Source organism: Tabrizicola sp. T74 (assembly GCF_057219935.1).
Genome location: NZ_JBXVVT010000002.1, coordinates 488,517 through 504,640, shown reverse-complemented (window position 1 = coordinate 504,640; position 16,124 = coordinate 488,517). Strand labels below are relative to the sequence as shown.

The window sequence follows — 16,124 nt, the reverse complement described above, 5'->3', positions numbered from 1 at the left end:
GTCAGTCCTTGGGCGCTTCAAGCTTGGCGGTCCGCTTTTCCAGGAAATCCCGCAGGCGATCCTTCGCCTCGGGCGTGACCGAGGTCAGCGAGGACATCAGGCTTTCCACGAACAGCCCGTCTTCGGACGACATGTCGCGGATCCGCGGCAGGGCGTTGATGATGGCATAGTTCGACATCGGCGCATTCTGCGCTGCGGCCTTGGCCAGCTCGATGGCCTTCTCCAAAGCCTTGCCCTCGGGCACCACGTAGCTCACCCCGCCCCATTGCTCCATCTGCACGGGCGACACGGTGCGACCGGTCAGCATCATGTCACCCATCCGCTGCGAGCCGATCAGCCGTGCAATCCGCACCGAACCGCCGCCTCCGACAAAGATGCCGCGCGTGCCTTCCGGCAGGCCGAAGAAGGCGGTTTCATCGGCCACCCGCACATGGGCCGCAGCCGCAAGCTCGAACCCGCCGCCGACAACGGCGCCCTTCAGCGCCACGACAAAGGGAATCCCACCGCGCTCGATGCCGTCAAAGATCTTGTGCCAGCGGCGCGAGCCCTGCACGGCGGCGATCAGCGGCTTTTCCACATGCTCTGCCAGGTCCAACCCGGCGCAGAAATGCTTGCCTTCACCGTAGATGACGGCGGCCTTGGCCTGCGATTGCGCGGCTTCGACGGCAAGGTGCAGGGCCTCGACCACACGGTCGCTGATGGCATTCCGCTTGGCCGGACGGTTCAGACCGATGAGAGCAATGTCTTCGCGCAGGTCGTAGGTGACCAACTGCTCCATACTTCCGTCCATGTCCTGCTCCTTCACGGCCTTGTGCCCGGACCGGGCATCTGCTGATAGTTATAGAACATAAACATTATGCTGTAAACATCTCTTGCGCTGCTTCGTGGCGTGACATACTGTTATATCCAATAACTATTCGGCATCTTCTGGTGACCGGCTGCGTTCGGGGGGATCATGCAAGGCTTAACCGTTCAATACGTTGGCGCAGGCACGGTGCCACTTCTCAGTGAAACCAGACCGGACGGGACGGTCCTGATTCGTCAGGCGGCGCAGCTGAGCGACTGGCCGCGCTGCATCACCGAACGCTTCATGCACTGGGCGAAGGTCGACCCCGACCGGCTCTGGATGGCCGAGCGCGGGGAAGATGGCGCATGGGTGCGTATGACCTATGGGCAGGGCGCGCGGGCGATCCGCGCCATCGGGTCGGCCTTGCTGCAAAGCGGCCTTTCGGTCGAGCGGCCCCTGCTGATCCTGTCGGGCAACAGTCTGTCGCATGCGCTGATGGCGCTGGGTGCACAGCATGTCGGTATCCCCTCGGCTGCCCTGTCGCCCGCCTATGCCCTTTCGGGCGAAGACAGGGGCAAGCTTGCTCAGGTGGTGGCACAACTGACGCCCGGCTTGGTCTTTGCCGATCATGCGGCAAAGTTCCTGCCGGCGATTGATGCCGTTCTGGCCACCGATGTGATTCTGGTCAGCCGGACTGGCCGCAGCGAGACGCGTCTGTCGCTGGACTTTGACAGCCTGCTCGCCACCGCTCCGACAGCCGAGGCCGACGCAGCCCATGTCGCCGTCGGGCCCGACACCATTGCCAAGTTCCTGTTCACCTCGGGCACGACCGGCAGCCCCAAGGCGGTGATCCAGACGCAAGGGATGCTGTGCTCCAATCAGGCGATGGTCGCGGCCGCCTATGACTTTCTGTCACAAGAGCCGCCAGTTCTGGTGGACTGGGCCCCCTGGAACCATACGGCCAGCGGCAACAAGGTCTTCAACATGGCCATCTTTCACGGTGGCACCTATTACATCGACGATGGTCGCCCCACGCCCGCCGATATCGGCAAGACCATCCGCACCCTGCGCGAAGTGGCGCCCACCTGGTACTTCAACGTGCCCGTCGGATATCAGTTCCTGCTCGACGCGATGGAAACGGACGAGGCGCTGGCCGACACCTTCTTTTCGCGCCTCAGGATGATGATGTATGCGGGCGCGGGGATGAGCCAGCCGGTCTGGGATCGTCTTGCCGCGGTCGCCGCGCGCAAGGTGCCGGGCGGTGTGCCGATCGTGTCCGGCCTGGGCGCGACTGAAACCGGGCCCTTCGCCCTGTACTACAGCGACAAGAAGGACCGGCCCGGCAATATCGGCGTGCCCGCCCTTGGCGTGACGCTGAAGCTGGTTCCGCAAGAGGGCAAGCTGGAGGCCCGTTTGAAAAGCCCCTCGATCACGCCCGGGTACTGGCGCAATCCTGCTCTGACGGCGGCCGCCTTCGACGAGGAAGGCTTTTACAAGCTGGGCGACGCCCTGCGCTACGCCGAGCCCGGAGAGCCTTCCGCGGGCTTCATCTTCGACGGGCGGCTGGCCGAGAACTTCAAGCTGTCGACCGGCACTTGGGTCGCCGTGGGTGCGCTGCGGGCCGCGCTGATCAATGCGATGGGGGGCCTGATCTCGGACGCTGTGATCGCGGGCGAAGAAAGGGACGATCTGCGCGCGCTTCTGGTGCCGAACTGGGCCGCCCTGCGTGAGCTTGCGGGTGGCGACGAGGAAGCGCACTCCCATCCCGCTGTTCGGGCCGCCCTGGCCGAACGTCTTTCCGCCCATGCCCGCGCCGCCACAGGCAGTGCCGCCCGCGTGGTGGCGGCGCTGGTGCTGGAAGAACCGCTCAGCTTTGACAGGGGCGAGGTGACCGACAAAGGCTCGGTCAACCAGCGCGCCGTCCTGCGCGAAAGGGCCGATCTCGTGGCTGCCCTCTGGGACGCAGACGACCGCGTCATTGCCGCGGACTGGAAGGGAAGACGCTGATGGAACTTGCCGGCAACCACATCGCCGTCACCGGCGGCGGCTCGGGTCTGGGTGAGGCCGTCGCACGTGCGCTTGCCACAAAGGGGGCCCGCGTCACGGTCATCGACCGCAGCGCCGAAGGGGCCTCCCGCGTAGCTGCAGAGGTCAAAGGCCATGCCCTGACGCTAGACGTGACGGACGAAGCCGCCGGTGCGGAACTCGACGCCGCCATCGCGATGCAAGGGCCGCTCTGGGGGCTGGTCAATTGCGCCGGTATCGGCGGGGCCAGCCGCATTGTCGGGCGTGACGGGCCGATGGACCTTGCGGCTTTCGAGCGCACGATCCGCGTCAACCTGATCGGCACCTTCAACATGCTGCGCCTTGCGGCAGCGCGGATGCAGGCCAATACGCCCGACGCCGATGGCGCACGCGGGGCGATCGTGAACACGGCCTCGGTCGCGGCCTTTGACGGGCAGATCGGCCAGGCGGCCTATGCGGCCTCCAAGGGGGGGATCGTGTCGATGGCCCTTCCCGCCGCCCGGGAACTCGCCCGCTTCGGCATCCGGGTGAACACGGTCGCCCCGGGCATCTTCCTCACCCCCCTGCTGGCCGAACTGCCGCCCGAGGTGCAACAGGGAATCGCCGGCTCGATCCCGTTTCCGAACCGTCTGGGGGATCCGGCCGAATTTGCCGATGTGGTGCTGATGTGCCTGACCAACAGCTATCTGAATGCCGAGGTCATCCGGCTGGACGGCGGTGTGCGCCTGCCGCCGAAATAGGCGCGAGGCGATGAATGCGGCTGTTCAATGCCCTGACAATGGTACGTGAGAATATTGATATGGCAGCGCTTTCGGATCGCAGTATTCTGCAGCCAGACCTGCTGCACTGAAGTCCCGACCGGGGAAAGGGCCAAACCATGGACGCAATCGCTGAGGCGCCAGATCAGACGGCCGAAACGGATCGCCACCTGTCCGCTTTCATTGGCTATGCCATGAAGCGCGCCTTGTCGATCGTGCAGGCGGATTTTGCCAGGACACTGGCCGAGTATGACTTGCGGGCGGTGTCGTTCTCGGCGCTGTCCATCATCGTGGGTGAACCGGGGCTGACCCAGACGCAGCTCGCCGATGCGCTGCAGATCGAACGGTCGAACCTTGTCACCATCATTGACGAGCTGGCCGGCCGCAACCTTATCATCCGCGCTCCGGTGGCGCAGGATCGCAGGCGTCATGCGTTGATGCCGACGTCGGCAGGCAAGCAACTGGCCGCTGCGGCACAGGCAAGCGCCATTGACCACGAGCGCCGCTTGTTCGCCTGCCTGACCGAGGGCGAACGCGCCGAATTGCAGCGCATTCTGCGCAAGTTCCGCAAGGAGGCCGTGGCCTAGACGGCGACGGCCCGCAGCGCAGCCAGCATATCGCTCTGCGCCTGCGTGGGTTGCCAGTCGGTTCGCGTGGTTAGTCCGATCGGCCGCAAGGTCCCCGTTGGTTGAAACGGCAACCGCACGAGTGCGCCCTGCGCGACATCGCGCGCAACCTGACGGGCCGAGATGAACCCAAGATGATCCGAGGTCCCGACCAGATGGCTCAGCAGCGCCATTGATCCGGTTTCAACCAGACTTTCAGGGATCTGCAGTTTCGCGGTGCGGAACATCGCTGTGAAATGGTCACGGGCGGGGGTGCCCTCGGCGGCCACGACCCATGGATAGAGCGCCATCTCTGCGGGCTCGGTCGGGCCCTGAGCCAAAGGATGTCCGGGCCGGGCAACGATGGCCATTTCGTCCTGAAACAGCACTTCCTGGCTCAGATCGGCAGCTGCCGGGCGCAGCGCCCCGACCAGAACATCCATCTCACCCCGGCGCAGGGCCAGGGCCAATTCTGCATAAGGCCCGTCGATCACCCGCACCGGCAGGGTTTTCCACCGCTTGCGAAACAGCGAGATGGCCGGACCCAGAAGCGCCGCGCGGGCCAATGGCATAGCCCCGATGACCACTCGCCCGACTTCGCGCCCGGTCAGTGCGCCAACATCGGCTTCGGCCTGATCCATTTCGGCAAAGGCCAGACGGGCGGCCGTCGCCAGATGCCGCACGGCGCGGATCGGGATCACGCCATGTGAAGTGCGCTCGAACAGCGGCTGGCCAACTTCGCGCTCAAGCTGGCTGATGGCGCGATGCACGGTGGGCTGTGCGATGTTCAGCCGGCGTGCAGCCGCGGAAAAGCTTTCGCACTCGGCGCCCGCGATCAGCGCGTTCAATTGCGCAACGGTTGCCGTTCGGATCAGACGCGGGGCAAGCGACGCCAGGGCCGGATCGAGCCAGGCCAGCGCCCGCTGGAACCGCAGGGCCACAGCCTCACCTGCCGGGGTCGGGATGAACCCGGCGCGTCCGCGCTGAAAGACCGGTACGCCAAGCGCCGCCTCGATCTGCGCCACCGCGGCCGAGACGGCGGGCTGCGAAACATGGCAGCGGGCTGCGGCTAGGGTGACGGACCGGGTCTCCTCCACCGCAAGCACGATCCGCGTATGGCGCAGGCTGATCTTCATTCCCAGGCGCGCAGGATCAGATCTGCCCTTGTCCCCAGATCCTCTGGCCCCGGATCCAGCGCCAGGGCGGCAAGGTCGGACTGCCAGGCTTGCGTTGCCTGGGCCATCCGGTCAGGCATACCCAGTTCGCGCAAGGTGGCGGCGACTTCGGTCATCTCCGCCGCGCGCCGTGATCCATGGACCAGCATCCGTTCCAGATTGTAGGCGCCGCGACGGGTCCAGTCGAACCCTGGGTCCGACGCCTGAAGCGACGCAATCACCGCACCTTCCACTCCCGCCGCCCGTGCGGCCAGAAAGGATTCCGCCGTCAGCGCCTCAAGCCCCTTGATGATGACCGACCGCAGCATCTTGATCGCCGAGGCTTGCCCCACCTGGTCGCCCGCAACCCCGACTTCGATGCCAAGGCTGGCGAGGGCGGCCGCGCCCGCGACGGCGTCTGGTCCGGAGGCAAGCATGGGCGTGCGATGCAGTCGCGGGTGAACCGGGGCCATCAGGGCAAGATCGACATAGCGCCCGCCCGCTGCGCCGATCACATCGGCCGCCTGCTGCTTGGTGCCGGGCGAGCATGAATTGCCGTCAAACCAGAAGGCCCCCGGCGCCAGATGCGGGGCAGCGGCCCGGGCCGCATGAAGCGCCTGATCGGCAGTGACAAGGCAGACTACCACTCCCGACACGCCCAAGCCCTCAAGCTTGCAGGGCGAGACGTCCAGCCGGGACATCGCCTGCCGGAAAGGGGCACCTTCTTCTGGGGTGTCTAGCTTCAAGTCATAGGCTGCGATGCGCAGGGATGCAAGCTGCAAGCCTTTGGCAAAGGCCTGACCGGCCTCACCGAACCCAATAAAGGCGATGTCCTGCACCCGATGAACCCCTACTTTGTCCACCCGGGAGCCTGCAGGAACAGCACGCTTCTCACAAGTAGCTATAGCAAAGACTTATGCCGATTGTCCGAGTTCCGAATTGGCCAAACAGCGCGTCCGGTGCATGACACTTGCACTGTCGAAGGAAGGACCCTGTCATGCCAGCCGCTGGAACTGCCCGGAAAACCGCTCTCATCATCTCGGCCCATGCCGCCGATTTCGTCTGGCGTTGTGGTGGAGCCATCGCGCTGCACGCGGCCATGGACTATCAGGTGACCGTCGTCTGCCTGTCCTTCGGGGAACGCGGCGAAAGCGCCAAGCTTTGGAAACAGCCCGGCATGACGCTTGACACCGTCAAGGCCGCCCGCCGCGCCGAAGCCGAAGCGGCCGCAAAGGCCCTTGGGGTGCACGACCTGATCTGCCTCGATCTGGGCGACTACCCGTTGCGGCTGACGGATGACGACAAGATGCGCCTCGTCGACATCATCCGCGCCGTGCAGCCCGCCTTCATGATGAGCCACAGCGCCTTCGACCCCTACAACACCGACCACATGTACACGACGCAAGTGGCCCTTGAATGCCGGATGATCGCGCAGGCCTGGGGGCACAATCCGGGGCAGAAGGTGCTGGGCGCACCGCAGCTCTACCTGTTCGAGCCCCACCAGACCGAACAGATGGGCTGGAAGCCGGATGTCTTCCTCGACATCACCCCGGTCTGGGACCAGAAGCGCGCCGCCATCGAATGCATGGCAGGGCAAGAGCATCTGTGGGAGTTCTACACCCGCGTCGCACAAAACCGCGCCAACCATTTCCAGCGCAATTCGGGCGGCCAGTCCGGCGGGCGGCAGGCGCTTTACGCCGAAGGCTTCCAGTCGATGTTCCCCCGCACCGTGGATGAGCTGTGATGGGCAACATCGCGCATCTGGGGCATGTCGAGGTCTATACCGACAGTTTCGACGAAAGCCTTGATTTCTTCACCCGCGTCTACGGCCTGAAACTGTCGGGGCAGGACGAGGCCAGCGCCTATCTGCGGGCCTGGGATGACTATGAACTCTGCTCTCTCAAGCTGACGCGGCACCATACCACCGGGGTGGGTCACATCGGCTATCGTGCCGCTTCGGCGCAGGCGCTGGCCGATCAGGTGGCAGTGATCGAGACGTCGGGGTACAAGGTACACGGCTGGACGTCAGGCGACCAGAGCCATGGCCCTGCCTTCCGGTTCGAAGACCCCTTTGGCCATGTCTTCGAGATCTATTGGGACACCGTCCGCTATGCGCCCGGCGAAGGCGACCGCCCGGCGCTGAAGAACATGGCCAGCCGCTATACCGCGCAAGGGGCGGCTCCGCGCCGGATTGACCATCTTAACCTGCTTGCCTCCGATGTGGCCGAGTTCCGGCGCTTCATGGAAACCTGCCTTGGGTCCCGCGTGACCGAGATGATCCAGCTCGACAATGGCCGCACTGGCGGCTGCTGGTTTACCGTCAACAACAAGACCTACGATCTCGCCTGTACCGAAGACCATGGCGGCGGCCATGCCCGGCTGCACCATGTGACCTATGCCACCGACACCCGCGAAGACATTCTGCGCGCCGCCGACATCTTTCTGGAAAACGGTGTCCACATCGAGACCGGCCCCCACAAGCATGCCATTCAGGGCACCTTCTTTCTGTACGTCTGGGAACCCGCAGGCAACCGGGTCGAGCTTGCCAATGCCGGTGCGCGGTTGATCCTGGCGCCCGATCATCAGCCCGTGGTCTGGACCGAGTCTGAGCGCAAGAAAGGTCAGGCGTGGGGCCTGAAAACCATCGACACTTTCCACACTCACGGCACTCCGCCTGCAAAAGGGGATCATTGACATGGGCATTGTCGTGCAGAACATTTCCCGTGTACCGCAAGATGTTGTCGACGGTCTGGCGCGTGCCGGCGTTGCCACCGTGCACGAGGCCCAAGGCCGCAAGGGCTGCCTGCAGTCCTACATGCGCCCGATCTATGCGGGCGCGCAGATTGCCGGCAGCGCAGTGACGATCAGCGCGCCCCCGGGCGACAACTGGATGCTGCACGTTGCCATCGAACAGCTGCAACCCGGCGATCTTCTGGTCCTGGCGCCGACCAGCCCCTGCGACAACGGCTATTTCGGCGACCTACTGGCGACCAGTGCCATGGCGCGCGGCTGCCGCGGGCTGATCATCGACGCGGGCGTGCGCGATGTGCGCGACCTGACCGCGATGGGCTTTCCGGTCTGGTCCAGAGCGATTTCGGCCCAGGGCACCGTCAAGGAAACCCTTGGGTCGGTGAACGTCCCCATCGTCTGCGCGGGTCAGGCGATCGAGGCCGGCGACGTGATCGTTGCCGATGACGACGGGGTGGTGGTGGTGAAACGCGCCGAGGCCGAAGCCGTGCTTGCCGCCGCCAACAAGCGGCTTGCCGCAGAGGAGGCAAAACGCAGCAAACTCGCCGCCGGTGAGCTGGGCCTCGACATCTACAACATGCGCCCGGCGCTTCAGGCCAAGGGCCTGCGCTATGTCTGACGGCATCCCCTGCCTGTGGATGCGGGGGGGCACGTCAAAAGGGGCCTACTTCCTTGCATCCGACCTGCCCGCCGACCCCGACGCGCGCGATGCGCTCCTCTTGCGCATCATGGGCAGCCCCGATCCGCGCCAGATCGACGGGATCGGCGGGGGCGACCCCCTGACCTCGAAGGTTGCGATCCTGTCGCCGCCCTCGCGCCCCGATGCCGATGTCGACTACCTGTTTCTGCAGGTCTTCGTCGATCAGCCGCTGGTCAGCGCTGCCCAGCCCTGTGGCAACATCCTTGCCGCTGTCGGCCCTGCTGCCATCGAACGCGGCCTTGTCACGGCCCGTGACGGTACGACCGACGTCCGCATCCACATGCTGAATACCGGCGAGATCGCCACGGCCCGCATTCATACCCCCGGCGGTCGGGTCAGCTATGACGGTGACGCCCGGATCGACGGCGTGCCGGGCGCCCATGCAGCCGTGCCGCTGATGTTCACCGGCATCGCCGGGTCGATGTGCGGGGCGATGCTTCCGACGGGCCGTGCGGTGGATGTGATCGACGGTGTTGCCTGCACGCTGATCGACAACGGCATGCCGGTCGTGGTGCTGCAGGCTGCAGACCTTGGCCTGACCGGACGGGAAAGCCCCGATGTGCTGGAGGCCGACACCGCGCTCAAGGCCCGGGTTGAATCCATCCGCCTGCAAGCCGGACTGCTGATGAACCTTGGCGCGGTGGCCGCAAAATCGGTGCCGAAGATGACCCTTGTCTCGCCCCCCGTTCAGGGTGGCGCCATCCATACCCGCAGCTTCATTCCGCACCAGGTGCATGCTGGCATCGGTGTCCTGGCGGCTGTCAGTGTCGCGACCGCCTGCCTCTTGCCGGACAGCCCGGCTGCAAAGCTTGCAAAACTGCCAACTGACGGCAGGTTCCTGATCGAACATCCCGGTGGGGCAACCGACGTGCTGCTGGAGATCCGCGATGGCCAGGTGACTGGCGCGGGCACCCTCCGCACGGCCCGCAAGCTGTTTGACGGGCGGGTGTTTCCGGCAGCGGGCTGATCGAACCGGCGCACGTCACCCTGTCACAGGCAACTTACTCGATGTTTGCCACCGAGACACGCGGCAGGCGCACCAGGGCGCCGCGCGCGCCGATCACGTGGCGGGCGAGGCTTGCGGCCTCGGACAAGGCATCTTGGAGTGGTCGCCCAGAGAGATGTGCAGCCAGGAACCCGGCATTGAAGCTGTCGCCTGCGGCGGTCGTGTCTACGACGATGGCGGCGGCATCGGGTTGGTGGCGCAGGGTCTTGCCATCGTTATGCAGGACGACTTCCCTGGCGCCGTCCTTCACCACGACCATGCGCGCGCCGGCCCTTTGGTAGCGCTCTGCCGTCGCAACAGGGTTGGCATCGCCAAAATGCTGGGCTTCTTCATCGAAGGAAGGAAGCACAATGTCCATGCCAGAGGCGGCCTGCGTCACTACCCGGCGCATCGTGTCGTTGTCCGACCAGAGACGCGGTCGGAGGTTCGGATCAAAGGCAAGAAGGGTGCCCTTCGCCCGGGCCACGGCCAAGGCTGCAAGGAGGCGTGCGCGGTCCGCCTCGGGCAGGATCGCCAGCGTGATCCCTGAAAGGTAAGCCAGATCGGCACCTGCCAGGGCGCGATGCAGCGCAGCCTCGTCCTCGGCCAGCCGACGCGCCGCCGACGCCGACCGCCAGTAAGAGAAGCTGCGCTCGGCCCCCGTCAGCGAGATCATGTAGAGACCGACCGAGCCGCCAGCGATCAGCCGGACATGTCGGGTGTCGATGCCTTCCGATGCAATGAAGTCGGCCATTCGCGTCGAGATCGGATCGTCGCCGACAGCGGTCAGGTAGTCCACCTGCCAGCCTTCCGGCAGAGAGCGCCGCAGATACCAGGCCGTGTTGAAGGTGTCTCCCGCAAAGCCCATCGCAAAGCGGCCATCGGCTTCGGGCGCCAACTCTACCATGCATTCCCCGATAGAGACGACACGCAAGGTCAGTCTTCTTCCGCGAAATAGGCCGAATGCGTCCCGCGGATCTGCACGATCTGGTCCAGGATGCGAATGAGATGTCTACGGATGGCGGCGGTTGCCGCATTGGCATCGCGGGCTTGGATCGCCTGCAGGATTTCGCGGTGTTCCTTGTAGGCGCGTTCGGACGCGAAGGAGAGCGAAAGGTATCGCACCCGGTCCATGTGGGCCTTGTTCTCACGGATCGTGTCCCAGACATAGCCATGCCCGGCCCGTTCACAGATTTCCCGGTGAAACTGATCATCCAGCCGATGAAAGCGTTCGGCATCCTGCGGTGCTACTGTGAGGGCCTGTTCGTCCAGGATGGCCGACAAGGCAGTGAAGTCCTTTTCCGTCAGCCGCTCGCAAGCCTCACGGACGGTTTCAAGCTCGATCGCCGTCCGCATGAACCGGGCCTGCTTGACGGACCGCTCCGAGATCAGGGAAACCATCGTCGCGCGCTGGGGGCGGATGGTCAGGAACCCAAGTTTCGATAGCCGGTAGAAGGCATCCCGCACGGGTTGGCGCGAGACGCCAAGTGCCTGCGCGACATCCACTTCCGAAAGCTTTGTGCCAGGGGCAAGGACGAGAGTCAGGATCTGGCGATTCAGCTCTTCGAACACCGAATCCGCCACCGATGGCCGCTGAATCCGTTCGAGAACTTGCAAAGCCCCGTGCACCTGACGCCCCCCTTCGTGCCGCCTTGGGCCGACACTACTGGGCAGGGGTAGAATTCACAACTAGAATATTACTTGACTAGTATGTATCGCGACGGCATCGTCCGTGGGGCAAGGCAGGGGGGGAGACATCGCTTTGGACGACGACAGGCTCTTTCCGGTTGACCCGGCCTTGCGCACTTTGGCGCGCAGGCTGTACGGGCTGGTCCGGGACCTGCCGATTGTCAGCCCGCATGGCCATACCGACCCGCGCTGGTTTGCCGAAGACCGGGCTTTCCCTGACCCCGCTCAGCTGTTCGTGACACCGGATCACTATGTCTTCCGCATGCTCTGCTCGCAGGGGATCGCGCTGGAGGATTTGGGGGTGCCACGGGCCGACGGTGGACCGGTCCAGACAGACGGGCGGGCGATCTGGCGGCTTTTTGCGGCCAACTTCCACTTGTTTCGTGGCACGCCGTCGCGGCTGTGGCTGGACCACGCCTTTTCGACCGTCTTTGGCTGGCACGAACGGCTCTCGGCCGACACTGCCGATGCCGCCTACGACCACATCGCGGACTGTTTGACCCGACCGGAGTTTCGCCCGCGCGCGCTGTTCAAGCGGTTCAACATCGAGGTCATTGCCACGACAGAAAGCCCGCTGGATGATCTGCGCTGGCACCGGATGATCCGCGAAAGCGGCTGGGGCGGGCGGGTTGTAACGGCTTATCGGCCCGATTCCGTGGTGGACCCCGAGTTCGCCGGCTTTGCGCAGAATGTCGAGCAACTGGGTGCCCTGACCGGCGAGACCGCGACCGACTGGCAGGGCTACCTGCGCGCCCATCGCATCCGGCGTGCCTACTTTCGCGAGCTGGGCGCGACCTCGACCGATCACGGCCATGCCACGGCGAGGACCGAGAACCTTTCGCAGACGGATGCCGCCGCGCTGTTCGACAGGGCCTTGCGGGGGCTGTGTTCGGCCGAAGAAGCCGATGCGTTCCGGGGCCACATGCTGACCGAGATGGCCCGGATTAGCCTTGGCGACGGGATGGTCATGCAGATCCACCCCGGATCGTGGCGCAATCATTCGCCCCAGGTGCTGGCCCGGTTCGGTCGCGACAAGGGCTTCGATATCCCGACCCGAACGGACTACGTGCGCGCGCTGAAGCCGCTTCTCGACGCGGTCGGGATGGAGCCGGACCTGGCGATCATCCTCTTCACGCTGGACGAAAGCGCCTATGCCCGCGAACTGGCGCCTCTGGCAGGGGCCTATCCGTCGCTGAAGCTGGGGCCGCCCTGGTGGTTCCACGATTCCGCGGAAGGGATGATGCGGTTCCGCCAGATGGCGACTGAAACGGCCGGTTTCTACAACACGGTCGGTTTCAACGACGACACCCGAGCCTTCTGTTCCATTCCCGCCCGGCATGACGTGGCCCGGCGGGTGGATTGTGCCTTCCTGGCGACCCTCGTGGGAACGGGAAGGCTGGACCTGGACGAAGCCGAAGAGCTTGCGCCGGACCTCGCCCATGGGCTTGCAAAACGGGCCTACAGACTTTGACCAACGACAAACCGGGAGGAGACCCAACATGAAACACCTGAAGACCACGCTGGCCGCCCTGCTGGCCAGTGCCGCCCTGGCCGGGGCCGCGATGGCGGAATGCGAATTGACGCTGAGATCGTCGGACACCCATCCCGACGGCTACCCCACGGTCGCCGCCGTGCAGAAGATGGGCGAGATGCTCAAGGAGCGTTCGGGCGGCCGGATCTGCGTCGAGGTGTTCCACTCGGCGCAGCTGGGCGAGGAAAAGGACACCATCGAACAGACCAAGTTCGGCGTCATCGACATGAACCGCGTCTCGATGGGGCCGTTCAACAACATCATCGAGGAAACCAAGGTCGTCTCGCTGCCCTTCATTTTCCGGGACACCAGCCACATGCACCGCGTGATGGACGGCCCGATCGGCGACGAGATCCTGGCGGCGTTTGAGCCGCACGGCTTCATCGGTCTGGCCTATTTCGACGGGGGCTCGCGCAGCTTTTACAACTCGAAGAAGCCGATCACCTCGATTGCCGACCTTGCCGGCATGAAGGTACGCACCATGCAGTCCGACGTCTTCGTCGACATGATGTCGGCCCTTGGCGCCAACGCCACCCCGATGCCCTTCGGCGAGGTCTATTCCGCGCTGCAGACCGGCGTCATTGACGGTGCCGAGAACAACTGGCCGTCCTTCGAATCCTCGGGCCACTACGAAGTCGCGGGCTATTACACGCTGAACGAACACCTGATCGTGCCCGAGGTGCTGGTCATGTCGAAGGTCAGCTGGGACAAGCTGACCCCGGAAGACCAGGCGCTGATCCGGCAGGCCGCGAAGGACGCGGTTCCGATCAACCGCGAGCTCTGGGCCGCGCGCGAAAAGGTCTCGGAGGAAAAGGTCCGCGCGGCGGGCGTCGAGATCGTCGAGGAGATCGACAAGACCCCGTTCATCGAGGCGATGGTCCCGGTCTATGAAAAGCACGCGAACACGCCGAAACTGCAGGACCTCGTGACCCGCATCCAGGCGACCGAGTGAGCTGACATCAGGGCGGCCGCGTCAGGCCGCCCGCACCAAACCGGGGGAAATCGTGCAGGACGTGATGAAACGGGTGGCCTGGCTTCTGGGCCATGTGGCGAACGCTGCCCTTTGGGTTGCGGGTGCGGCATTGGTGCTGATGACGGCCGTCATCGCTGCGCAGGTGGTCTTCCGCTATGGCCTCAACTCCTCGCTGATCTGGAGCGAGCCGCTGGCCGTCATCCTGATGGGCTGGTTCATCTTCCTTGGGGCCGCAGTGGGTATCCGCGAGGGCTATCACCTCTCGTTCGACATCCTGATCTACATCCTGCCGCAACGCGCCAAACTTTGGCTCTTTTCAGTGTCCGACATCGTCGTCGGCGGCTTCGGGGTCGGCATGGTCTGGTTTGGCGGCCAGCTTGCGGGGTCGGCATGGAACATCAAGCTGCCGTCCCTGGGCATCACCGGTGCCGTCGACTTTGCCCCCATCGTGGGCGGCGGGGTGCTGATCGTGCTCTTTTCCCTGGAACGTCTGGCCCGCCGCGCCGCTGGCCTTCCCACCATGCGCTTCGGCGACAGCCCGGCAGAGGCTTGATCAATGGAACTCTGGATTCTTTTCGGCACCTTCGCCACGCTCCTGCTGATCGGCACGCCCGTTGCCTTCTGCCTTGGCATCGCGTCCTTCGCGACCGTCCTCTACATGGAGATGCCGCCCATCGTCGTCTTCCAGCGCCTGAATTCGGGCGTCTCGGTCTTTGCGCTGATGGCAATCCCATTCTTCATTTTCGCCGGTGAGCTGATGGTCCGGGGCGACATCGCCCGCCGACTGGTGGCCCTTGCCGGGGGCCTTGTCGGCCACATGCGCGGCGGGCTTGGCCAGGTCAACATCTCGGCTTCGGTCCTCTTTGGCGGCATCTCCGGCTCCGCCGCCGCGGATGCCTCGGCCATCGGTGGCCTGATGATCCCGCAGATGAAAGAGCGTGGCTACGGCGTCGACTACGCGGTCAACGTGACCGTGGTCTCGTCGATCATCGCGCTGATGATCCCGCCCAGCCACAACATGATCATCTATTCCATCGCCGGGGGCGGGCGCATCTCCATCGCCGACCTCTTTACCGCGGGCATCCTGCCCGGCCTGCTGCTGGCCGTCTCGCTGATGGTCGCGGCCTGGCTCGTGGCCTCGCGGCGCGGTTACCCGACCGACCCCTTTCCCGGCTGGTCCGCCGTTGGAGGCCTGCTTCTGAACGCGATCCCGGGCATCCTGCTGATCGCGATCATCTTCGTCGGTGTCCGGTCCGGCGTCTTCACGGCCTCCGAGTCAAGCTGTGTCGCTGCCGTCTATGCGCTTGTAGTCACCGCGCTCGCCTACCGCACGATGGACTGGCAGAACTTCGTCGCGGCCACCTTCGCTGCCGTCCGTACGACGGCGATGGTGCTGATGGTCATCGGTTGCGCTGCCGCCTTCGGCTGGCTCTTGGCGGTCCTGAAGGTCCCAACCACGATGATCGAGGTGATGAAGGGCGTGTCCGACAATCCGATCGTGATCCTCCTCCTCATCAATCTCCTGCTGCTCTTCCTCGGCACCTTCATGGACATGTCGCCTCTGATCGTGATCACCACGCCGATCTTCCTGCCCGTTGCCACGGCCTTCGGCGTCGATCCGGTGCATTTCGGGGTCATCATGGTGCTGAACCTTGGCATCGGGCTTTGCACGCCACCGGTCGGAGCGGTCCTTTTCGTCGGCTGTGCCGTGGGCCGCATCGGCGTCGGCGAAGTGCTGAAGACGATCTGGCCCTTCTACGGTGCCGCCTTCGTCACGCTGATGCTGGTGACCTACATCCCCGCGCTTTCGCTGTGGCTGCCCTCGCTCTTTCACTAGGTGACGAAATGCCCTCAAAGACCTACCCAACCGCCACCACCGGCCCCGGTGTCACGCGCCAGGTGCTGGCCGATCACCCCGACCTGATGGTCGTCGCCTTCCGCTTCGTGGAAGGGGCGACGGGCGCGCTGCACAGCCATCCACATGTGCAGGCGACCTACGTCCAGTCGGGCCGCTTCGCCTTCACCATCGACGGGAAGGACCATGAGGTCGGTCCCGGCGACAGTTTCGTGATCCCCAGCGGCGCAACTCATGGCTGCCGCTGTCTAGAAGGCGGGGTGCTGATCGACAGCTTCACCCCCCGCCGTGACGACTTCCTGTGAAAGGCCCTG

17 protein-coding genes are annotated in these 16,124 nt (G+C 64.8%); 12 read left to right on the top strand and 5 right to left on the bottom strand.

The window, feature by feature from the left end:
* Nucleotide 1: 1 nt before the first annotated feature.
* Nucleotides 2-790, bottom strand: a complete 789-nt coding sequence (locus AC2EAL_RS09185) for a crotonase/enoyl-CoA hydratase family protein (RefSeq protein ID WP_484723895.1) — start codon at nt 788-790, stop codon at nt 2-4.
* 204 nt (nt 791-994) lie between these two features.
* On the opposite strand from AC2EAL_RS09185, the gene AC2EAL_RS09180 reads away from it, so the two are divergent.
* From AC2EAL_RS09180 to AC2EAL_RS09170, 3 genes are all read left to right on the top strand, one after another.
* The gene (locus AC2EAL_RS09180; RefSeq protein ID WP_484723894.1) at nt 995-2,794 is read left to right on the top strand and encodes a feruloyl-CoA synthase; all 1,800 of its coding nucleotides are present in this window, start codon (nt 995-997) and stop codon (nt 2,792-2,794) included.
* Complete coding sequence (locus tag AC2EAL_RS09175) at nt 2,794-3,552, top strand: SDR family NAD(P)-dependent oxidoreductase (protein ID WP_484723893.1); 759 nt, start codon at nt 2,794-2,796, stop codon at nt 3,550-3,552. The genes AC2EAL_RS09180 and AC2EAL_RS09175 overlap by 1 nt, the downstream gene beginning before the upstream one ends.
* Before the next feature lie 137 nt (nt 3,553-3,689).
* Nucleotides 3,690-4,157, top strand: a complete 468-nt coding sequence (locus tag AC2EAL_RS09170) for a MarR family winged helix-turn-helix transcriptional regulator (protein WP_484723892.1) — start codon at nt 3,690-3,692, stop codon at nt 4,155-4,157.
* Here AC2EAL_RS09170 and AC2EAL_RS09165 read toward each other — a convergent pair.
* Both AC2EAL_RS09165 and AC2EAL_RS09160 read right to left on the bottom strand, forming a co-directional pair.
* Nucleotides 4,154-5,311 carry a LysR family transcriptional regulator gene (locus tag AC2EAL_RS09165; RefSeq protein ID WP_484723891.1) on the bottom strand — a complete coding sequence of 386 codons (1,158 nt, stop codon included), beginning with the start codon at nt 5,309-5,311 and terminating at the stop codon, nt 4,154-4,156. The genes AC2EAL_RS09170 and AC2EAL_RS09165 overlap by 4 nt on opposite strands.
* A complete protein-coding gene (locus AC2EAL_RS09160) occupies nt 5,308-6,192 on the bottom strand; it encodes a DUF1932 domain-containing protein (protein ID WP_484723890.1) in 885 nt (294 codons plus the stop codon). Before AC2EAL_RS09160 ends, AC2EAL_RS09165 begins: the two co-directional genes overlap by 4 nt.
* A gap of 134 nt (nt 6,193-6,326) precedes the next feature.
* Here AC2EAL_RS09160 and AC2EAL_RS09155 point away from each other — a divergent pair, with 134 nt between their 5' ends.
* Genes AC2EAL_RS09155 through AC2EAL_RS09140 form a run of 4 tightly spaced genes read left to right on the top strand, consistent with a single transcriptional unit; the run spans nt 6,327 to nt 9,744 of the window.
* A complete protein-coding gene (locus tag AC2EAL_RS09155; protein WP_484723889.1) occupies nt 6,327-7,073 on the top strand; it encodes a PIG-L deacetylase family protein in 747 nt (248 codons plus the stop codon).
* The gene (locus tag AC2EAL_RS09150) at nt 7,073-8,023 is read left to right on the top strand and encodes a VOC family protein (protein WP_484723888.1); all 951 of its coding nucleotides are present in this window, start codon (nt 7,073-7,075) and stop codon (nt 8,021-8,023) included. Before AC2EAL_RS09155 ends, AC2EAL_RS09150 begins: the two co-directional genes overlap by 1 nt.
* Before the next feature lies 1 nt (nt 8,024).
* Nucleotides 8,025-8,696 carry a 4-carboxy-4-hydroxy-2-oxoadipate aldolase/oxaloacetate decarboxylase gene (locus tag AC2EAL_RS09145; RefSeq protein ID WP_484723887.1) on the top strand — a complete coding sequence of 224 codons (672 nt, stop codon included), beginning with the start codon at nt 8,025-8,027 and terminating at the stop codon, nt 8,694-8,696.
* The gene (locus tag AC2EAL_RS09140; protein WP_484723886.1) at nt 8,689-9,744 is read left to right on the top strand and encodes a 4-oxalomesaconate tautomerase; all 1,056 of its coding nucleotides are present in this window, start codon (nt 8,689-8,691) and stop codon (nt 9,742-9,744) included. Before AC2EAL_RS09145 ends, AC2EAL_RS09140 begins: the two co-directional genes overlap by 8 nt.
* A gap of 34 nt (nt 9,745-9,778) precedes the next feature.
* On the opposite strand, the gene AC2EAL_RS09135 is transcribed toward AC2EAL_RS09140, so the two are convergent.
* Entirely contained in the window at nt 9,779-10,696 is a 918-nt protein-coding gene (locus AC2EAL_RS09135) for a sugar kinase (RefSeq protein WP_484723885.1), read from the bottom strand.
* Between the two features lie 2 nt (nt 10,697-10,698).
* On the bottom strand, nt 10,699-11,346 hold the full coding sequence (locus AC2EAL_RS09130) for a GntR family transcriptional regulator (protein WP_484723884.1): 648 nt from the start codon (nt 11,344-11,346) through the stop codon (nt 10,699-10,701).
* 178 nt (nt 11,347-11,524) lie between these two features.
* On the opposite strand from AC2EAL_RS09130, the gene uxaC reads away from it, so the two are divergent.
* Genes uxaC through AC2EAL_RS09105 form a run of 5 tightly spaced genes read left to right on the top strand, consistent with a single transcriptional unit; the run spans nt 11,525 to nt 16,115 of the window.
* Nucleotides 11,525-12,922 carry a glucuronate isomerase gene (gene uxaC / locus AC2EAL_RS09125; protein ID WP_484723883.1) on the top strand — a complete coding sequence of 466 codons (1,398 nt, stop codon included), beginning with the start codon at nt 11,525-11,527 and terminating at the stop codon, nt 12,920-12,922.
* A 28-nt stretch (nt 12,923-12,950) separates the two neighbouring features.
* Entirely contained in the window at nt 12,951-13,934 is a 984-nt protein-coding gene (locus AC2EAL_RS09120) for a TRAP transporter substrate-binding protein (protein WP_484723882.1), read from the top strand.
* A gap of 52 nt (nt 13,935-13,986) precedes the next feature.
* Entirely contained in the window at nt 13,987-14,508 is a 522-nt protein-coding gene (locus AC2EAL_RS09115; RefSeq protein ID WP_484723881.1) for a TRAP transporter small permease, read from the top strand.
* A gap of 3 nt (nt 14,509-14,511) precedes the next feature.
* Complete coding sequence (locus AC2EAL_RS09110) at nt 14,512-15,792, top strand: TRAP transporter large permease (RefSeq protein WP_484723880.1); 1,281 nt, start codon at nt 14,512-14,514, stop codon at nt 15,790-15,792.
* An 8-nt stretch (nt 15,793-15,800) separates the two neighbouring features.
* Entirely contained in the window at nt 15,801-16,115 is a 315-nt protein-coding gene (locus AC2EAL_RS09105; protein ID WP_484723879.1) for a cupin domain-containing protein, read from the top strand.
* Nucleotides 16,116-16,124: the final 9 nt, after the last annotated feature.